This is a genomic window from Streptomyces sp. NPDC001750, from assembly GCF_042892615.1.
Lineage (GTDB): Bacteria > Actinomycetota > Actinomycetes > Streptomycetales > Streptomycetaceae > Streptomyces.
Window position 1 is genome coordinate 151,693 of the sequence record NZ_JBIAUE010000006.1, and the last position, 18,380, is coordinate 170,072.

At 70.5% G+C, this 18,380-nt stretch carries 16 protein-coding genes; 12 read left to right on the forward strand and 4 right to left on the reverse strand.

Annotation, left to right across the window (positions count from 1 at the left end; translation table 11 throughout):
• Positions 1 to 98: 98 nt before the first annotated feature.
• Together ACFYY6_RS12625 and ACFYY6_RS12630 are read left to right on the forward strand one after the other, a co-directional pair.
• Positions 99 to 791, forward strand: a complete 693-nt coding sequence (locus ACFYY6_RS12625; RefSeq protein WP_351629360.1) for an HAD family phosphatase — start codon at positions 99 to 101, stop codon at positions 789 to 791.
• Between the two features lie 366 nt (positions 792 to 1,157).
• Positions 1,158 to 2,756, forward strand: coding sequence for an ABC transporter substrate-binding protein (locus ACFYY6_RS12630; protein WP_389192998.1), 1,599 nt, complete (start codon positions 1,158 to 1,160; stop codon positions 2,754 to 2,756).
• A gap of 169 nt (positions 2,757 to 2,925) precedes the next feature.
• Here ACFYY6_RS12630 and ACFYY6_RS12635 read toward each other — a convergent pair whose 3' ends face one another.
• Both ACFYY6_RS12635 and ACFYY6_RS12640 read right to left on the reverse strand, forming a co-directional pair.
• Positions 2,926 to 3,597 carry a response regulator transcription factor gene (locus tag ACFYY6_RS12635; RefSeq protein ID WP_073787861.1) on the reverse strand — a complete coding sequence of 224 codons (672 nt, stop codon included), beginning with the start codon at positions 3,595 to 3,597 and terminating at the stop codon, positions 2,926 to 2,928.
• A gap of 9 nt (positions 3,598 to 3,606) precedes the next feature.
• Positions 3,607 to 4,452: a PD-(D/E)XK nuclease family protein gene (locus ACFYY6_RS12640; protein WP_351524434.1), complete on the reverse strand. Its 846-nt coding sequence runs from the start codon at positions 4,450 to 4,452 to the stop codon at positions 3,607 to 3,609.
• 170 nt (positions 4,453 to 4,622) lie between these two features.
• Between ACFYY6_RS12640 and ACFYY6_RS12645 the strand changes: the two genes are divergently transcribed.
• The 3 genes from ACFYY6_RS12645 to ACFYY6_RS12655 all read left to right on the forward strand — a co-directional run bounded on the left by ACFYY6_RS12645 (position 4,623) and on the right by ACFYY6_RS12655 (position 7,701).
• Entirely contained in the window at positions 4,623 to 5,873 is a 1,251-nt protein-coding gene (locus tag ACFYY6_RS12645) for a site-2 protease family protein (protein ID WP_351524435.1), read from the forward strand.
• A gap of 76 nt (positions 5,874 to 5,949) precedes the next feature.
• Positions 5,950 to 6,858, forward strand: a complete 909-nt coding sequence (locus tag ACFYY6_RS12650; protein ID WP_073787859.1) for a tRNA (adenine-N1)-methyltransferase — start codon at positions 5,950 to 5,952, stop codon at positions 6,856 to 6,858.
• A 258-nt stretch (positions 6,859 to 7,116) separates the two neighbouring features.
• A complete protein-coding gene (locus ACFYY6_RS12655; RefSeq protein WP_351526047.1) occupies positions 7,117 to 7,701 on the forward strand; it encodes a hypothetical protein in 585 nt (194 codons plus the stop codon).
• 51 nt (positions 7,702 to 7,752) lie between these two features.
• Here ACFYY6_RS12655 and ACFYY6_RS12660 read toward each other — a convergent pair whose 3' ends face one another.
• Positions 7,753 to 8,058 (reverse strand): ferredoxin, encoded by a 306-nt coding sequence (locus ACFYY6_RS12660; protein ID WP_073787857.1) that lies wholly within the window; start codon positions 8,056 to 8,058, stop codon positions 7,753 to 7,755.
• A gap of 247 nt (positions 8,059 to 8,305) precedes the next feature.
• Between ACFYY6_RS12660 and arc the strand changes: the two genes are divergently transcribed.
• The 5 genes from arc (at position 8,306) to prcA (ending at position 14,119) form a co-directional block, all read left to right on the forward strand.
• Positions 8,306 to 10,072 (forward strand): proteasome ATPase, encoded by a 1,767-nt coding sequence (gene arc, locus ACFYY6_RS12665; RefSeq protein WP_351526049.1) that lies wholly within the window; start codon positions 8,306 to 8,308, stop codon positions 10,070 to 10,072.
• A gap of 217 nt (positions 10,073 to 10,289) precedes the next feature.
• Positions 10,290 to 11,801, forward strand: a complete 1,512-nt coding sequence (gene dop, locus ACFYY6_RS12670) for a depupylase/deamidase Dop (protein WP_351629037.1) — start codon at positions 10,290 to 10,292, stop codon at positions 11,799 to 11,801.
• A gap of 120 nt (positions 11,802 to 11,921) precedes the next feature.
• Positions 11,922 to 12,140, forward strand: a complete 219-nt coding sequence (locus ACFYY6_RS12675; protein ID WP_073787958.1) for a ubiquitin-like protein Pup — start codon at positions 11,922 to 11,924, stop codon at positions 12,138 to 12,140.
• A 246-nt stretch (positions 12,141 to 12,386) separates the two neighbouring features.
• The gene (gene prcB, locus ACFYY6_RS12680) at positions 12,387 to 13,232 is read left to right on the forward strand and encodes a proteasome subunit beta (protein WP_351525156.1); all 846 of its coding nucleotides are present in this window, start codon (positions 12,387 to 12,389) and stop codon (positions 13,230 to 13,232) included.
• Between the two features lie 59 nt (positions 13,233 to 13,291).
• Positions 13,292 to 14,119, forward strand: a complete 828-nt coding sequence (gene prcA / locus ACFYY6_RS12685) for a proteasome subunit alpha (RefSeq protein WP_351525157.1) — start codon at positions 13,292 to 13,294, stop codon at positions 14,117 to 14,119.
• A 48-nt stretch (positions 14,120 to 14,167) separates the two neighbouring features.
• Here prcA and ACFYY6_RS12690 read toward each other — a convergent pair whose 3' ends face one another.
• Positions 14,168 to 15,208, reverse strand: coding sequence for a LacI family DNA-binding transcriptional regulator (locus tag ACFYY6_RS12690; RefSeq protein WP_389193003.1), 1,041 nt, complete (start codon positions 15,206 to 15,208; stop codon positions 14,168 to 14,170).
• A 130-nt stretch (positions 15,209 to 15,338) separates the two neighbouring features.
• Between ACFYY6_RS12690 and ACFYY6_RS12695 the strand changes: the two genes are divergently transcribed.
• Together ACFYY6_RS12695 and pafA are read left to right on the forward strand one after the other, a co-directional pair.
• Positions 15,339 to 16,598 (forward strand): MFS transporter, encoded by a 1,260-nt coding sequence (locus tag ACFYY6_RS12695; protein WP_386607372.1) that lies wholly within the window; start codon positions 15,339 to 15,341, stop codon positions 16,596 to 16,598.
• 9 nt (positions 16,599 to 16,607) lie between these two features.
• A complete protein-coding gene (gene pafA, locus ACFYY6_RS12700; RefSeq protein ID WP_351525160.1) occupies positions 16,608 to 17,969 on the forward strand; it encodes a Pup--protein ligase in 1,362 nt (453 codons plus the stop codon).
• Positions 17,970 to 18,380 lie beyond the last annotated feature (411 nt).

The window sequence follows — 18,380 nt, forward strand, 5'->3', positions numbered from 1 at the left end:
CGCGACAAGCCGTAGACTGGTCGGTCCAGTGAAGGCCGGTCGCCCTTCCCACGGGAAACGGCGGCCGGCCTTCTCGTCCCTCACGGAAGGTGTGCCGGATGACCAGCACGGTCCCCGCGTCCATGACCCGCGCGGCCGAAGGCGCCGCGCTGCAGGCCGTCCTGCTCGACATGGACGGCACCCTCGTCGACACCGAGGGCTTCTGGTGGGAGGCCGAGGTGGAGGTCTTCGCCGAGCTCGGTCACCAGCTCGACGAGGCATGGCGCGACGTGGTGGTCGGCGGACCGATGACCCGCAGCGCGGGCTACCTCATGGACGTGACCGGCGCGGACATCACCCTCGCCGAGCTGACCGTGCTGCTCAACGACCGCTTCGAGAGGCGCCTCGACCGCGGCGTGCCGCTGATGCCGGGGGCGAAGCGGCTGCTGGCGGAGCTGGTCCGGCACGACATGCCCACCGCCCTGGTCTCCGCCTCGCACCGGCGGATCATCGACCGGGTGCTGGAGTCGGTGGGCCACCACCACTTCGCCATGAGCGTCGCGGGCGACGAGGTCACCCGCACCAAGCCGCACCCCGAGCCCTACCTGACCGCCGCCTCCGGCTTCGGGGCCGAACCCGGACGCTGCGCGGTCATCGAGGACACCGCCACCGGAGTGGCGGCCGCGGAGGCGGCGGGCTGCCGGGTGGTCGCCGTGCCCTCCGTCGCGCCGATCGCCCCGGCCGACGGCCGGGTGGTCGTGCGTTCGCTGGAAGAGGTCGACCTCGCCTTCCTCCGGGGCCTGATCAGGTGAACACGTGATCAATTCCCGGGATTTCCTGTGAACGAATCGAAAGCACTCGGCGGGATTTCGTGCCTTTTCTGTCGCACCCGCGTGGGTAAATCCCGGACGGACGAACAGGGGAAGAAATGGTGCGGGCGTGAGCTTGGTCACCGAATTTCTCACGGAAAGCTTCCAGGATCTTCCCAGGTGCCCCTTTTGCCGCTTTGAATTGTCCGGATTAGTCCCTTTCTGGGGGCGAATTCCGAGGAAGGGAAATCGGCTCGCCGTCATTCTCCATAACCGTCCGGTCACGCGTCGTGCGGCGGCGACCGGGCGTGAACGACCCGGCCCGCTAAGGTCGCTCTCTCAATGTCCGGACGAGGGAGAGCCACCGAGATGAACCGCAAGACCCTGGTGCTGCCGACCGTCGCGTGCGTGCTCGCGCCCGTGCTCGCCGGGTGCGGCGCGTCCGAGGTCGACGGCGGCCGGGCCGGGATCGTCGTCGGCACCACCGACCGGTTCGTCGCGACCGAGAACGACCCCGCGCCCTTCGACCCCGCGGTCGGGTACGACGCGGGCGTGTGGAACGTGCTCCGCCAGACCGTCCAGTCCCTCCTGCACATACCGCGCGGCGGTGGCCGGCCGGTGCCCGAGGCCGCGGAGAGCTGCGGCTTCACGGACACCCAGAACGAGAGCTACCGCTGCAGGCTGCGCCCCGGCCTCACCTTCGCCGACGGCACCCCCGTCACCCCCGACGACGTGAAGTACTCGATCGACCGGGTCATCGGCATCGCCGCCCCCAACGGCCCGGTGGCCCTGCTGTCCGGCATCGACACCGTCGAGACGCAGGGGGAGCGGGAGATCGTCTTTCACCTCCGCGCGCCCGACGCCACGTTCCCGTACAAGCTCGCCACCCCGGTCGCCGGGATCGTGCCGCGGGCCAGGTACGCGGCGAAGTCCCCGCGCACCGGCTTCCAGGTCGACGGCTCCGGCCCGTACACCATGAAGCCGCGGGTCGAGCACGGCCGGGTGGTCAAGGTCGTCTTCACCAGGAATCCCCGCTACAAGGGCGACCTGCACGTGCGCAACGACCGGGTCGAACTGGACCTCTTCCCCGGCGCGGACGCGATGGGGAAGGCGTTCGACGACAAGAGGATCGACATGATGACCCGCACCATGTCGCCCGAGCAGACCCGGCGACTGCTCGACGATCCCGGCGACGGCGTCAGGCTCACCGAGATGCCCGGCCTCGCCATCCGCTACCTCGGCTTCGACACCGACGACCCGGCCGTCCGGAACAAGGCGGTCCGCCAGGCCATGGCCCAGGTCGTCGACCGCGGGGAGATCGCCGACAAGGTGTACGGCACCACCGCCGAACCGCTGTACTCGCTGATCCCCTCGGGCATCGCCGCGCACACCAACTCGTTCTACAACAAGTACGGCGAACCCGGCACCGCGAAGGCCGCGGCGATCCTGCGGGCGGCGGGCGTAGCCACCCCGGTGAAGCTCACGCTCCACTACACGACCGACCACTTCGGCGCCTCCACCGCCGCCGAGTTCCGGACCCTGCAGAAGCAGTTCAACGACAGCGGGCTGTTCGACGTCCGCGTCCGGGGAACGGACTGGGCCCGGTTCCGGCCGGCGCAGGTGCGCGGAGACTACGCCGTCTACGGATTCGGCTGGTTTCCCGACTTCCCCGACCCGGACAACTACACGGCACCGTTCCTCGACCGGAACAACTTCCTGAACTCGCCCTACAAGTCGGCCCTGGCGCAGAACACGCTCATTCCGCAGACCCGCCGCGAGACCGACCGCGGCACCGCGGCGAAGACCTTCCGGCGGCTCCAGGACATCGTCGCCGACGACGTCCCCGTCCTGCCCATCTGGCAGGGCAAGCAGTACGCCGCCTCCCGGACGGGGCTCCACGGCGTCGAATGGGCGGTCAACTCCGCTGCCGAGATCCGGCTGTGGGAGCTGAGCCGCGACGCCGTCTGAGACACGGCGGCACGCGGCCCCGCTCCCCGGCGCGACGAACGCGCCCCGGCCCCGGCCCCGGCCGCACGCCGCGCGCCGGGGCGCAGGCCATTCACCGGGCGTCGGAGCGCACGCCGGTCACTGGGCGTCGGAGCGCACGCCGGTCACTGGGCGTCGGAGCGCACGCCGGTCACTGGGCGCCGGGGCGCACCAGACCGCTCTCGTACGCGTACACGGCCGCCTGTACCCGGTCGCGCAGACCGAGCTTGGTCAGCACATGGCCGACATGCGTCTTGACCGTCGTCTCGCTGACGAAGAGGTCCGCGGCGATCTCCGCGTTCGACAGCCCGCGCGCCACCAGCTTCAGCACCTCGACCTCGCGGTCCGTCAGCGTGTGCAGTGTGTCCGGGAGCGGCTCCTCGCCCGAGGGAAGGTGGTCCGCGTACTTGTCGAGCAGCCTGCGGGTGACGCTCGGGGCCAGCATCGCCTCGCCGGCCGCGACCACACGGATCGCCTGCACCAGCTCGTTGGCCGGGGCGTCCTTCAGCAGGAAGCCGCTGGCACCGGCGCGCAGCGCCTCCACCACGTACTCGTCGAGATCGAACGTGGTCAGCACCAGCACCTTCGCCGGACCGTCCCGGTCCGGACCGGTGATCTGCCGCGTCGCCTCCACGCCGTCCATCCGCGGCATGCGGATGTCCATCAGCACCACATCGGGCTGGAGTGCCCGCACCTGGTCGAGAGCCTGGAGGCCGTCCCCGGCCTCACCCACCACCGCGATATCGCTCTCCGCCTCCAGGATCATCCGGAATCCGGTGCGCAGCAGCGGCTGGTCGTCGACCAGCAGGACGCGGATTGCCACAAGGTCTCCTCAGGGTCCCTCGACGGTCACGGGCCCGGCGGCCTCGGCGCGGGCCGGGTCCATTCTGCCCTGGACATCCTGAACGGACTCAGCCGGGCGTACCGACAGCGGATACACCGGGGGAGTCCCGCCGAATTCGGGGCAGACCGCCTGGTGGTCGCACCAGCCGCACAGCTTGGTCGGCCGCGGCCGCCACTCGCCCGTCTCCGTCGCGACCCGGATCGCCTCCCACAGCGCCAGCAGCTTGCGCTCGACCCGCTCCAGATCGCCCACCACCGGGTCGTACGTCACGACGTCCCCGCTGCCGAGATAGACCAGTTGGAGCCGACGCGGCACCACGCCCTTCAGCCGCCAGACCACCAGGGCGTAGAACTTCATCTGGAAGAGCGCGCCCTCCGCGTACTCCGGACGCGGTGCCTTGCCCGTCTTGTAGTCCACGATCCGGACCTCGCCCGTCGGCGCCACGTCGATCCGGTCGATCACCCCGCGCAGCCGCAGCCCCGACTGCAGCTCCGTCTCGACGAACAATTCCCGCTCCGCGGGCTCCAGGCGGGTCGGGTCCTCCAGCGAGAACCACCGCTCCACCAGGCGCTCCGCCTCCGAGAGCCAGCGCGCCAGGCGCTCGCCCCCGGCATCCTCCGTGAACAGCTCCGACAGCTCCGGCCTCGACTCCAGCAGCCGGTCCCACTGCGCGGGGATCAGCGCCGTCGCCCTGCGGGCCGTGCGCTCCGCCGCCGGGGCGTCGAAGAGGCGTTCCAGGACCGCGTGCACCAGCGTCCCCCGGGTGGCCGCCTCGCTCGGCTTCTCCGGCAGCCTGTCGATGACCCGGAAGCGGTACAGCAGAGGACACTGCATGAAATCGCCGGCCCGCGACGGCGAGAGGGACGAAGGCGGCTGGGCCGGCCGAGGCAGGGAGGTCATGCGAAGACCCTACGGCCCGCCACGGACATCCGTCGGCTTACCATCGACCACACACCCCCGGACACGGCATGATCGTGAAACAGGGCACCGACCGAAGGGACCTCGTGGACGAGAGCGGCGACAGCGGGCGCCCGCACCCCGGCGCGGGGGGACAGGCCCCCGGGACCGGCCCGGGCAAGGGCGGACCGCGCCGCCCCGAAGAGCCCGGAGGCGGCCTCCTCATGGGCCGTCTCTTCGGCGTACCCGTGTATGTCGCGCCCAGCTGGTTCGTCGTGGCCGCGCTCATCACCTGGGTCTTCGGCGGCCAGCTCGAACGGGTGCTGCCCGAACTCGGCGCGGCCCGCTACCTGGTCTCCCTCTTCTTCGCGATCGCCTTCTACGCCTCCGTGCTCGTTCACGAGCTCGCCCACACGGTCGTGGCGCTGCGCTACGAGCTTCCGGTCCGCCGCATCCAGCTCCAGTTCTTCGGCGGCGTCTCCGAGATCGAGAAGGAGACCGAGACGCCGGGCCGCGAGTTCGTGCTCGCCTTCGTCGGCCCGCTGCTCTCCCTGGTGCTCGCCGGTCTCTTCTACGCCGGGATGGGCCTGGTCGAACCCGGCACCGTCCCCGGCGTCGTCCTCGCCGGCCTGATGATCTCCAACCTCCTGGTGGCCGCGTTCAACCTGCTGCCAGGCCTGCCCCTCGACGGCGGACGCATGCTCCGCGCCGTCGTCTGGAAGATCACCGGCCGCCCGATGAGCGGTACCGTCGCCGCCGCCTGGGTGGGCCGCGCCCTCGCCGTCGTCACCCTCATCGGCCTCCCGCTGCTCACCCACACCGGCTCCTTCGGGAACGACCCCCGCGACCTCAGCGGCACGGACACCGTCACCGACGCGCTGCTCGCCGCCATCCTCGCCGCCATCATCTGGACCGGCGCCGGCAACAGCCTGCGCATGGCGAGGCTGCGTGAACACCTCCCCGAACTGCGCGCCCGCACCCTCACCCGGCGTGCCGTCCCCGTGGAGGCGGACACCCCGCTGTCCGAGGCCCTGCGGCGGGCCAACGAGGCGGGCGCCCGCGCCCTCGTCGTCGTCGACGGGCACGGCGAACCCACGGGCGTCGTCCGGGAGACGGCCATCGTCTCCGTGCCCCAGCACCGCCGCCCCTGGGTCGCCGTGAGCGGACTCTCCCAGGACCTCACCGACGGCATGAAGGTCTCCGCCGAACTGGCCGGCGAGGCGCTCCTGGACCGGCTCAGGGCCACCCCCGCCACCGAGTACCTCGTGGTCGAGGAGACCGGCGAGATCTACGGGGTGCTCTCCACCGCCGACGTCGAGCGGGCGTTCGTCGCCGCCCTGGCCAGGCCCGCCGCCTGACCACGGGCCCGGCCGGAGCCCCGCGGCCGCCCGGGCTCGCGGCCGGAGCACCGCGAATCACCGGTACGCTGGTCACATGTCTGAACCGACCGGTGCCGCCCGCCGACGCGGGCCCTTCAAGGTCGGGGACCAGGTCCAGCTCACCGATCCCAAGGGACGCCACTACACCTTCACGCTCGAAGCCGGAAAGAACTTCCACACCCACAAGGGTTCCTTCCCGCACGACGAGCTGATCGGTGCCCCCGAGGGCAGTGTTGTCCGAACCACGGGAAACGTCGCCTACCTCGCGCTGCGCCCCCTGCTCCCCGACTACGTCCTGTCCATGCCCCGCGGCGCCGCCGTGGTCTACCCCAAGGACGCGGGGCAGATCCTGGCCTTCGCCGACATCTTCCCCGGCGCCCGCGTCGTGGAGGCCGGCGTCGGTTCCGGCTCGCTGTCCACCTTCCTGCTCCGCGCCATCGGCGAGCAGGGCATGCTGCACTCCTACGAGCGCCGCGAGGACTTCGCCGAGATCGCCCGGCAGAACGTGGAGCGCTACTTCGGCGAACCCCACCCCGCCTGGCAGCTGACCGTCGGCGACCTCCAGGACAACCTCTCGGACACCGACGTCGACCGGGTCGTCCTCGACATGCTCGCCCCCTGGGAGTGCCTGGAGGCCGTCTCCAAGGCGCTGGTGCCCGGCGGCATCGTCTGCGCGTACGTCGCGACCACCACCCAGCTCGCGCGGACCGTCGAGTCCATCCGCGAGACCGGCTGCTTCGCCGAACCGCAGCCCTGGGAGTCGATGATCCGCAACTGGCACGTCGAGGGTCTGGCCGTCCGCCCGGACCACCGCATGATCGGCCACACCGGCTTCCTCGTCACCGCCCGCCGTCTGGCCGACGGCGTGGAGCCCCCGCTGCGCCGCCGCCGTCCCGCCAAGGGCGCCTACGGCGAGGACTACGACGGTCCCGGCAGCCAGAGTGGCTCCTCCTCGCGCGGCTGAGCCCTTCGCGCATCCGAGCGCGGCCGGGCCGCGCAACGTACCGGCGCCGCCGCCGAGTTCCCGGACCGATCCGGGAACTCGGCGGCGGCGCCCCTTCGTTGTCCCTACGGACAGTCATCCGTGCCGACCCCACCGTTTCCACCGCTCCGCCCGGTGTGGCACGATGCTGGCCGCTCCCACGCAGTCGCGGACGCCTCCCGGAGGCCGCGGCCCGGCCCGGGGCATCCTCGTCCACAGGAACCACAGGAGACATCCCGCGTGCAGACCTCCGAGCTCCCGGACCTCGCGCACACCGACAGCAGGCCGCTGCACTGGCTCGCCACCGCGGTGGCCATGGCGGCCGTCGTCGGCGCCGCGGGCATGCTCCAGCCGGAGCCCGCGGCATCCGCGTCGACCCACCGGACCACCGCGGGGCAGGGACCGGCTCCCGCGGCCGCGCCCGATCCGCTGCGGGCGACCTACCCCCTGGACTGCGGCGGCCTGGAGCACACCGTCGCCCGGCGGGCCGCGGGCGACCTGGACGGGGACGGCCGCCCCGAGACCGTCGCCGTGGTCCACTGCGCCGCCGGTTCCGGCACCCCGCCCAGCGGCGTCTACGTCCTCACACGGGCGAGCGGGGCCGCACCCAGGGTCGTGGCGACCCTGGTGGACCCCGCCCAGCAGATGAGCGTCGGTGCTCTCGCGGTGCGTGACGGAGTCGTCTCCGCCACCCTGCTCGGCTACTCCTCCGAGGACGTGCCCCGCTGCTGCCCCGACCAGCGCGAAGCGGTCACCTGGCGCTGGCAGGGCGGCGCCTTCGTCCGCAGCGCCGACACCGCCCCCGCCACCCCGGTCGGCGCCTGACCGGACACGTCGGCCGGAGCCGGCACGGGACCGGCCGCCCGGTCCGGTGGATCAGGCGGCCTCGGGGCCGAACACCTCGACCTTGTCCGACACGCGACGCACGTGAATGCACTCGCCGGGGCATTCCTTGGCCGAATCGACGACGTCCTGGAGCAGCGGCAGCGGCACGGGCGTCGTCGCCCCGCTGTCCTGGAGCAACTCGTCGTCGGCGCTCTTCACATACGCCAGACCGTCGATGTCCAGCTCGAAAACCTCGGGCGCATACTGCACGCAGATGCCGTCCCCCGTGCAGAGGTCCTGGTCGATCCAGACCTCCAGATCCTGCGCGTCGCCGCCGGTCGGAGCGTCCTGCTGCACGGTTGTCTCTCCTGTCGTTCCCTGCTTTTCCGAACCAGAAGTGGCCGGCCCTGACGTGTGTTGATCGGTTCGACGATACAACCGGCCGCTTTCCGATGTTGAAGGGTGGGTATTCCCCAGGGACGAGGGGGAACGCAAGGGTGAAGATCGGACACGCCCCGCAGTCTTTGTGATCTAGGGGTTTCAATCATCACCCACCCAGGTAGGGTCAGGAAGCGTCCAGCTCCCCTTGGAGGAGGTGAGGACCGTGGCAGCCCACGACGACGACATCAACCGCGGCATCCGGCCCGGGCGGGGGTCCGAAGACCCAGCCGGCCAGGTCGCCTATCTCGAGCAGGAAATCGCCGTCCTGCGACGTAAGCTCGCCGACTCTCCGCGCCATACGAGGATTCTCGAAGAGCGGATCGTCGAGTTGCAGACCAATCTGGCGGGTGTGACCGCACAGAACGAGCGGCTCGCCAACACGCTCCGCGAGGCCCGCGACCAGATCGTGGCCCTGAAGGAAGAAGTCGACCGGCTCGCGCAGCCGCCGGCCGGCTTCGGTGTGTTTCTCCAGGGAAACGAGGACGGTACCTGCGACATCTTCACCGGGGGCCGCAAGCTCCGGGTGAACGTCAGCCCCAGTATCGAGCTCGACGAACTCCGGCGCGGCCAGGAAGTCATGCTCAACGAAGCGCTCAACGTGGTCGACGCCATGGAATTCGAGCGTGCCGGGGACATCGTCACCCTCAAGGAGATCCTCGAGGACGGCGAGCGGGCCCTGGTCATCGGGCACACCGACGAGGAACGGGTGGTACGGCTCGCCGAGCCCCTGCTGGCCATCACCATTCGCCCCGGTGACGCCCTGCTGCTCGAACCCAGGTCCGGCTACGTCTACGAAGTGGTCCCCAAGAGCGAGGTCGAGGAGCTCGTCCTCGAAGAGGTGCCGGACATCGACTATGACCGGATCGGTGGCCTGGGCGATCAGATCGAGCTGATCCGGGACGCGGTCGAACTGCCCTACCTGCATCCCGACCTCTTCAAGGAGCACGAACTGCGGCCGCCGAAGGGCATCCTGCTCTACGGCCCGCCCGGCTGCGGCAAGACGCTCATCGCGAAGGCCGTGGCCAACTCCCTTGCCAAGAAGGTCGCCGAGGTCACCGGCCAGCCCGCGGGAAAGAGCTACTTCCTCAACATCAAGGGCCCGGAGCTCCTCAACAAGTACGTCGGCGAGACCGAGCGCCACATCCGCCTGGTCTTCCAGCGTGCCCGCGAGAAGGCGGGCGAGGGCACCCCCGTCATCGTCTTCTTCGACGAGATGGAGTCCCTCTTCCGCACCCGCGGCTCCGGCGTCAGCTCGGACGTGGAGAACACCATCGTCCCCCAGCTGCTCGCCGAGATCGACGGTGTCGAGGGCCTGGAGAACGTGATCGTCATCGGCGCCTCCAACCGCGAGGACATGATCGACCCCGCGATCCTGCGGCCCGGACGCCTGGACGTGAAGATCAAGATCGAGCGCCCCGACGCGGAGGCGGCGAAGGACATCTTCGCGAAGTACCTCACCCCCTCGCTGCCGCTGCACGCGGACGACATCACGGAGCACTCCGGCTCCAAGGAAGCCGCGGCGCACGCCATGATCCAGTCCGTCGTCGAGCGGATGTACATGGAGTCCGAGGAGAACCGCTTCCTCGAAGTCACGTACGCCAATGGCGACAAGGAAGTCCTCTATTTCAAGGACTTCAATTCCGGCGCGATGATCCAGAACATCGTCGACCGGGCGAAGAAAATGGCCATCAAGGCATTCCTCGAGCAGGGCCAGAAGGGCCTGCGCGTCTCCCATCTCCTCCAGGCGTGCGTGGACGAGTTCAAGGAGAACGAGGACCTGCCGAACACCACCAACCCGGACGACTGGGCCCGCATCTCCGGCAAGAAGGGCGAGCGGATCGTATTCATCCGTACCCTTGTCACCGGAAAGCAGGGTGCGGACACCGGTCGCTCGATCGACACGGTGGCGAATACCGGACAGTACCTTTAGAACACGGACCGGCTGCGGATGCCCGGCCGGGCATCCGCAGCCGGTCGCTTTCCGGACAGCTCGCCCGACGGCGCCCCACCGGTGCGGAGTCGCTCCAGGCTCTTGCGTACCGCCCGGTCGCGCAGTGCGGGAACGGGCATCGCACACAGGCACCGGACCAGCAGCGGTATGCGAGCGCCGCCCCTGAGGGGAGCGCCCGCCGGGCAAGGAGGGCCGCATGACCGTACGGCGAGTAATGGGCATCGAGACGGAGTACGGGATCTCCGTCCCCGGCCACCCCAACGCCAATGCCATGCTCACCTCGTCCCAGATCGTCAACGCCTACGCGGCGGCGATGCACCGGGCGCGCCGCGCCCGATGGGACTTCGAGGAGGAGAACCCGCTACGGGACGCCCGGGGCTTCGACCTCGCCCGCGAGGCCGCGGACTCCAGCCAGCTCACCGACGAGGACATCGGCCTGGCCAACGTCATCCTCACGAACGGTGCCCGCCTCTACGTCGACCACGCGCACCCCGAGTACAGCTCCCCGGAGGTCACCAACCCGCGGGACGCGGTCCTCTGGGACAAGGCCGGCGAGCGCATCATGGCCGAAGCGGCCGAGCGCGCGGCGCAGCTCCCGGGCGCCCAGCCGATCCACCTCTACAAGAACAACACCGACAACAAGGGCGCCTCGTACGGCACGCACGAGAACTACCTGATGAAGCGGGAGACCCCCTTCTCGGACATCGTGCGCCACCTGACCCCGTTCTTCGTCTCCCGCCAGGTGGTCACGGGAGCGGGCCGCGTGGGCATCGGCCAGGACGGCCACGAGCACGGCTTCCAGATCAGCCAGCGCGCGGACTACTTCGAGGTCGAGGTCGGGCTGGAGACCACGCTCAAGCGCCCCATCATCAACACCCGCGACGAACCGCACTCCGACGCGGAGAAGTACCGCCGGCTCCATGTGATCATCGGCGACGCGAACCTGTCGGAGATCTCGACCTACCTCAAGCTCGGCACCACCGCGCTGGTCCTGTCCATGATCGAGGACGGCTTCATCAACGTCGATCTCGCGGTCGACCAGCCGGTGCGCACCCTGCACCACGTCTCCCACGATCCGACGCTGAAGCAGCTGGTCACGCTGCGCAACGGCCGGACCCTCACGGCGGTGCAGCTCCAGATGGAGTACTTCGAGCTGGGCCGCAAGTACGTCGAGGACCGCTACGGGGCGGACGCCGACGCGCAGACCAAGGACGTCCTGGGCCGCTGGGAGGACGTCCTGGGCCGACTGGAGAGCGACCCGATGAGCCTGTCCGGCGAGCTGGACTGGGTGGCCAAGCGGGAGCTGATGGAGGGCTACCGCCGCCGCGACAGCCTGGACTGGGACGCCGCGCGGCTGCATCTGGTGGACCTCCAGTACGCCGACGTGCGGGCCGAGAAGGGCCTGTACAACCGCCTGGCGGCCCGCGGCAAGATGAAGAGGCTGCTGGCCGAGGGCGCGGTCGAGAAGGCGCGCACGGCGCCTCCGGAGGACACCAGGGCCTATTTCCGCGGTCGCTGCCTGGAGCAGTTCGCCGACGACGTGGCCGCGGCGTCCTGGGACTCGGTCATCTTCGACCTGCCGGGTCACGACTCGTTGCAGCGGGTGCCCACCCTGGAGCCGCTGCGCGGCACCCGTGACCACGTCAAGGAACTCCTGGACCGGTGCCGCACCGCGGAGGAGCTGGTCCAGGTGCTGTCGGGCGGCTGAAAGGGCCGCGACCGGGGAATCATGGAGGTGACCCCGGGCGTCCCGGCAAGTACCGGGCCGATGCCGGATCCCGTGGGTAGGGTCTGAATCAAGTGCTTCGAACCGAGCGGGGTGAGCGAGATGGCGACCAAGGACACCGGCGGCGGACAGCAGAGGGCGACGCGTTCCACCGAGGAGGTCGAGGAGCAGGCGCAGGACGCACAGGCGTCCGACGACCTCAAGGAGCGCCAGGAGAAGCTGAGCGACGACGTCGACTCGGTTCTGGACGAGATCGACGACGTGCTGGAGGAGAACGCGGAGGACTTCGTGCGCTCCTTCGTGCAAAAGGGCGGACAGTAGTTCACGACCGTGAACTCGGGGGAGTGGATGCAGGACGCGCGCGGTACGGGCCAACTCGGCCCGTACCGCGCGGTCGCAAACGGCGCCGCGAGTCGTGCGGGCCGCCCTTCCCGCTTCTTGTGGATCAGCGCCGCGAGCCGGGTAGGGTCCGTGGCACACACCGCATCGACTGCAATTCGGCCACCGTCACGTCGGGAGGGACTCCTGACGCCCTGCGCGGGCCGTCGCACACCTGGAGGGAAACGCGTGGAAGCCAACACTCGTAGCACCGGGCGGCTACCGGCTGCCTTCCTGACGCCGGGATCCTCTTCGTTCATGGAGTTCCTGTCCGCCCACGCGCCCGGGATGCTCCCGGGCAACCGGAGCCTGCCGCCCGTGCAGGGGGCCGTCGAGGCACCGCACGGCACGACCATCGTCGCGGCGACCTTCCCCGGAGGCGTGGTCCTGGCCGGTGACCGGCGGGCGACCATGGGCAACATGATCGCGCAGCGCGACATCGAGAAGGTCTTCCCGGCGGACGAGTATTCGGCGGTGGGCATCGCCGGCACGGCCGGCCTGGCCGTCGAAATGGTCAAGCTCTTTCAGCTGGAGCTGGAGCACTTCGAGAAGGTCGAGGGCGCCCAGCTGTCGCTGGAGGGCAAGGCCAACCGGCTCTCCACGATGATCCGCGGCAACCTGGCGATGGCCATGCAGGGCCTGGCCGTCGTGCCGCTCTTCGCCGGCTACGACGTCGACCGCGAGAAGGGCCGGATCTTCTCGTACGACGTGACCGGCGGCCGGTCCGAGGAGATCGGGTACGCGGCCACCGGCTCCGGATCCATCTTCGCCCGCGGCTCGATGAAGAAGCTCTACCGCGAGGACCTGACGGAACAGCAGGCCCTCACCCTGGTCGTCCAGGCGCTGTACGACGCCGCGGACGACGACTCGGCGACCGGCGGCCCCGACATGGCCCGGCGGATCTACCCGATCGTCACCGTCATCACCGACGAGGGCTTCCGGAAGCTGCCCGACGCGGAATCCTCCGATATCGCCCGCTCGATCGTGGAGCACCGGATGGAACAGCCCGACGGCCCGCGCGCCGCGCTGCTCTGACCGCCGGTCCCGATGCTTCCCCGACACTCTCGTCACTGACAGAAAGGGACGGACAACCGGTGTCGACGCCGTTCTATGTCTCACCCCAGCAGGCCATGGCCGACCGGGCGGAGTACGCCCGCAAGGGCATCGCCCGTGGACGCAGCCTCGTAGTGCTGCAGTATGCCGACGGCATTGTTTTCGTCGGCGAGAACCCGTCCCGCGCGCTGCACAAGTTCAGCGAGATCTACGACCGGATCGGTTTCGCCGCCGCCGGCAAGTACAACGAGTACGAGAATCTCCGCATCGGCGGGGTCCGCTACGCCGACCTGCGCGGATACACCTACGACCGCGACGACGTGACCGCCCGCGGTCTGGCCAACGTCTACGCCCAGACGCTGGGCACCATCTTCTCCAGCGCGGCCGAGAAGCCGTACGAGGTGGAGCTGGTGGTCGCCGAGGTCGGCACCGAGCCCGAGGGCGACCAGATCTACCGGCTGCCGCACGACGGCTCGATCGTCGACGAGCACGGCTCGGTCGCGGTCGGCGGCAACGCCGAGCAGATCAGCGGTTTCCTCGACCAGCGCCACCGCGACGGCATGACGCTCGCCGAGGCGCTCAAGCTGGCCGTGCAGGCGTTGTCCCGGGATCCCAACGGCAGCGAGCGGGAGATCCCCGCCGAGCGGCTGGAGGTCGCGGTCCTGGACCGTACGCGGCCGCAGCAGCGGAAGTTCAAGCGGATCGTGGGCCGGCAACTGGCCCGCCTGCTGGAGGCGGACGGCGGAGCCGCGCCGACCGACGCCCCCTCCGACGACGAGTCCGGCGAGGCGGCCGAACCGCCCGCGAGCACGACGGACACCGTCAGGCCCGCCGACGGCTCCGCCGACTCCGGCGGGGACGTGGAGTAAGCGACCCTCCGGTGCCCCGGTCCGCCCTTCCGGCGGGCCGGGGCACCGTCACGCGCGCCCGGCGTCCTGCGGCGCCGCCGCCGAGGAGCCCCGTGCCACCAGGCGCACGGGCAGGCTTCCCGGCTCGGCGGGGCGGCCGTCCAGGACCGCGAGCAGGGCGGCCATGCCGCGCTCGCCCACCCGCTCCGCGGGCAGCCGCACCGTGGTGAGCTCCGGCTCGACGGCCACGGAGAGGGCCAGATCGCTGAAGCCGGTGACCGACAGGTCGTCGGGGACGCGGAGGCCGAGCCTGCGCGCGGTCTTGCAGGCGCCCGCGGCGAGGACGTCGTCGTCGCACACGATCGCCGTGGGACGCGGCCCCGGGGCGGCCAGCGCCCGCTGCGCGGCCTCGCGCCCGGCATGGACGTCGAGCGCCGCCTCGACGGTCCGTACGCAGGTGCCGGGCACCGCCCCCACGGTGTCGTGCAGCGCCCGGGCGCGGATGGCGAACGTCCAGGAGTCGACCGCCGCCGCCAGGTGGACGAAGCGGCGGTGGCCGAGTGCGAGCAGATGCTCCGCGACCTGCCGCATGCCGTCGGCGATGTCCAGGTCGACCCGGGCCGCGACACCGGTGTCCGCCGGGTCGCTGTCGAGCATGACCAGCGGCAGGTCCGCGCCGCGCAGCGCGTCGAGCGCGCCCGCTGCCATCGACGAGGCGATCACCCCGTCCAGGGAGGCGCGCGCCGAGGCGAAGGGGTCCCTGGCCGGCCCGACGCCCTCGGGGGACGGGTAGAGGACGACCCCGAAGCCGTGTTCCGCGGCGACGGTGGCGGCACCGGTGTGGACGCGGGCGAAGAACTCGTTGGTGAGGGCCGGTACGACCAGCAGCGCCGTCCTGGTGCGGCCGAGGCGCAGCTGGCGGGCGGCCAGGTTGGGCTGGTAGCCGAGGCCGTCGGCGGCGTGCCGCACCCGGGCGGCGGTCGCCTCGGAGACCCGGCCGCGCCACTTGTCCCCGAGCACCAGGGAGACGGTGGCCTGCGAGACGCCCGCGGCCCGTGCGACGTCCCGGCTGGTGGGCCGGGCGGATGCGGGCATCTGTGCGCTGGTCACTCGGGCCTCCGGGCCGGTCGGGGCAGGCGCCGTGCGGTGGACCTGCGGACTGGGCACATGGTACGTATGACCCTCGTCGTTATACGTAAAACCCATGGTGCCGGAAGGCGCCCGAGGAGAGGGACGGGACATGGCCGCCGGATATCTGGACGTCCTCCGGGCGCGGCATGCCGCCAGGCTGCTGGTGGGAACCCTGGTGGGCCGATTGCCCAGCGGCACCGCCCACATCGCGATCGTGCTGTTCACCCGGGCCGAGGGCGGAAGCTACACCCTCGCCGGGGCGCTCGCGGCCGTGTACGGGCTGTCCACCGCGGTCGGTCAGCCGCTGCTGGGCCGGGCCGTGGACCTGTACGGCCAGCCGCGCGTCCAACTGCCCGCCGCCGTGGTGTCGGCGCTCGGCATGGTGATGCTGGCGCTGACGGGCACCGGGTCGCTGGCGCCGGCCTTCGCGGCCGTGATCGTGGCGGGGGTGTTCACCCCGCCGCTGGAGGGCGGCCTGCGGGCGCTGTGGCCGTCGGTGCTGGGCGGTGAGGAGCGGGTGCACCGGGCGTACGCCATGGACGCCGTCGCCCAGGAGGTCATGTTCACCCTGGGGCCGCTGCTGGTGACGCTGCTGGTGTCCCTCTGGTCGCCCGCCGCGGCCCTGCTCGTCATCAACGGCCTGGGGGTCCTGGGGGCGCTCTCCGTCGTGCTCTGCGAACCTTCCCGGGCCTGGCGCTCCGCGCCCCGCGAGGCGCACTGGCTGGGCGCGCTGCGTTCACCGGGGCTGCTGGCGCTGCTCGGCGCGTTCTTCTTCGTCGGACTCGCCCTGGGGTCGATCACCGTCGCCGCGGTGGCGTACGCCGACGACCACGGCCGGGAGTCGGTGTACGGCTGGCTGATGGCCGCGCTCGGCCTGGGCGCGCTGACCGGTGGCGCGGTGTACGGGGCGCGGCAGTGGGCCGGGACCCCGGAGCGCCGGCTGCGGTACCTCGTGGCGCTGCTGGCACTGGGCTACCTGCCGCTGGCGCTGACCCCGGGGGTGGTCGCCATGACCGTCCTGGCGGCCCTCGCGGGCGTCTTCCTCGCGCCCTCGATCGCCTGCTCGTTCATCGTCGTGGACCGGCACGCGCCGCGCGGCACGGTGACCGAGGCGTTCTCCTGGCTGGTGACGACGTTCGGGGTGGGCGCGGCGGTGGGCACGGCCGTGGCGGGTCCGGCCGTCGAGGGGGGCGGGACGTCATGGGGCTTCGTCGTGACCGGGGCCAGTGGGGTGGCGGCGCTGCTCGTTCTCCTGGCCACGAAAAAGGTCCTCGCAGTTCCCGCGAGCACGGGTGTCGCGGTGCGCAGATCGGAAAATGATCGAAACGGTGCTGTCGAACCCGGTTTCAGCTCAGGCCATAAGGCGTAATGTTCAGTCATGGACCGCCGCATTTTCGGGCTGGAGAACGAGTACGGCGTCACGTGCACGTTCAGGGGACAGCGCCGACTGTCCCCTGACGAAGTGGCGCGCTACCTCTTCCGCCGTGTCGTGTCATGGGGCCGCAGCAGCAATGTCTTCCTGCGGAACGGCGCCCGCCTCTACCTCGACGTGGGATCGCATCCGGAATATGCAACCCCCGAATGCGACAACCTGACCGAACTGGTCACCCACGACAAGGCCGGTGAGCGTATTCTCGAAGGTCTGCTCGTCGATGCCGAACGCCGCCTGCACGAGGAGGGAATCGCGGGCGACGTCTACCTCTTCAAGAACAACACCGACTCGGCGGGAAACTCCTACGGATGTCACGAGAACTATCTCGTGGCCCGGCACGGAGAATTCTCCCGGCTCGCGGACATCCTGATTCCCTTCCTCGTCACGAGGCAACTGATCTGCGGCGCGGGCAAGGTGCTCCAGACGCCGCGCGGCGCGGTCTACTGCGTCAGCCAGCGTGCCGAGCACATCTGGGAGGGCGTCAGTTCCGCCACGACCCGGTCCCGCCCGATCATCAACACGCGGGACGAACCGCACGCGGACGCGGAGCGGTACCGCCGTCTCCACGTCATCGTCGGCGACTCCAACATGTCCGAGACCACGATGCTGCTCAAGGTCGGCGCGACCGACCTGGTGCTCCGCATGATCGAGGCGGGCACGGTGATGCGGGACCTGACGCTGGAGAACCCGATCCGGGCCATCCGCGAGGTCAGCCACGACACCACCGGGCAGCGCAAGGTGCGGCTGGCCAGCGGGCGTGAGGCGTCCGCCATCGAGGTGCAGCGCGAGTACTACGAGAAGGCCGTCGACTTCGTCGACCGCCGCGGCATCCGCACCGGGACGGTCGCCCGGGTCCTGGACCTGTGGGGGCGTGCGCTCGACGCGATCGAGACCCAGGACCTGGACCGGATCGACACCGAGATCGACTGGGTGATGAAGTACAAGCTCATCGACCGGTACCGGGCCAAGCACAACATGACGATGTCGCACCCGCGAGTCGCCCAGATAGACCTCGCCTACCACGACATCCACCGCCGTCGCGGCCTGTACTACCTGCTGGAGCGCAAGGGGCAGGCCGACCGGGTCTGCAACGACCTGAAGATCTTCGAGGGGAAGTCCGTGCCCCCGCAGACGACCAGGGCGCGGCTGCGCGGCGACTTCATCCGCAGGGCCCAGGAGCAGCGGCGGGACTTCACCGTCGACTGGGTCCACCTCAAGCTCAACGACCAGGCACAGCGCACCGTGTTGTGCAAGGACCCGTTCCGCTCGGTGGACGACCGGGTGGAGAAGCTGATCGCGGGGATGTGATCCGGCACGGCACACCTCCCCGGGCGGTGACACGACGCGGGCCCCGTACGTTTCTCGTACGGGGCCCCGCGTATGTCCTGAGGGCTGTCCCGTAATCCCTGACGGGCGCACGACGAAATTTACGGCGTCTCGCCGCGTTGTCGGAACGTCCGGATACATCCAGTACGCGGACGTCCCTTCGCCTTGCGATGCACCGCATCCGACGCCGTGCGCTGATCCACCAGGGATTACGGGGCAGCCATTACGACCTCGTTCACGATTGGCAGCGGCGTCGCGGTGTCCGGGACCTCCGCCTCCGGCGTTGTCGTCAGTCCCCGACGCTCCTTCCCCAAGCTCTCAGCTGCGTTCGAGCAGGGGAGACCCCATCCGACTCCCTCCTCCGCCTTGGATTCGAAGGCCCGAGACGCCGCT

What these genes read in the sequence shown, in the direction of transcription:
- ACFYY6_RS12695 (WP_386607372.1), top strand. Translation starts at nt 15,339, where the DNA reads ATGGCCGCCGGATATCTGGACGTCCTCCGGGCGCGGCATGCCGCCAGG.
- ACFYY6_RS12630 (WP_389192998.1), top strand. Translation starts at nt 1,158, where the DNA reads ATGAACCGCAAGACCCTGGTGCTGCCGACCGTCGCGTGCGTGCTCGCG.
- ACFYY6_RS12650 (WP_073787859.1), top strand. Translation starts at nt 5,950, where the DNA reads ATGTCTGAACCGACCGGTGCCGCCCGCCGACGCGGGCCCTTCAAGGTC.
- ACFYY6_RS12640 (WP_351524434.1), bottom strand. Translation starts at nt 4,452, where the DNA reads ATGCAGTGTCCTCTGCTGTACCGCTTCCGGGTCATCGACAGGCTGCCG.
- ACFYY6_RS12675 (WP_073787958.1), top strand. Translation starts at nt 11,922, where the DNA reads ATGGCGACCAAGGACACCGGCGGCGGACAGCAGAGGGCGACGCGTTCC.
- pafA (WP_351525160.1), top strand. Translation starts at nt 16,608, where the DNA reads ATGGACCGCCGCATTTTCGGGCTGGAGAACGAGTACGGCGTCACGTGC.
- ACFYY6_RS12625 (WP_351629360.1), top strand. Translation starts at nt 99, where the DNA reads ATGACCAGCACGGTCCCCGCGTCCATGACCCGCGCGGCCGAAGGCGCC.
- dop (WP_351629037.1), top strand. Translation starts at nt 10,290, where the DNA reads ATGACCGTACGGCGAGTAATGGGCATCGAGACGGAGTACGGGATCTCC.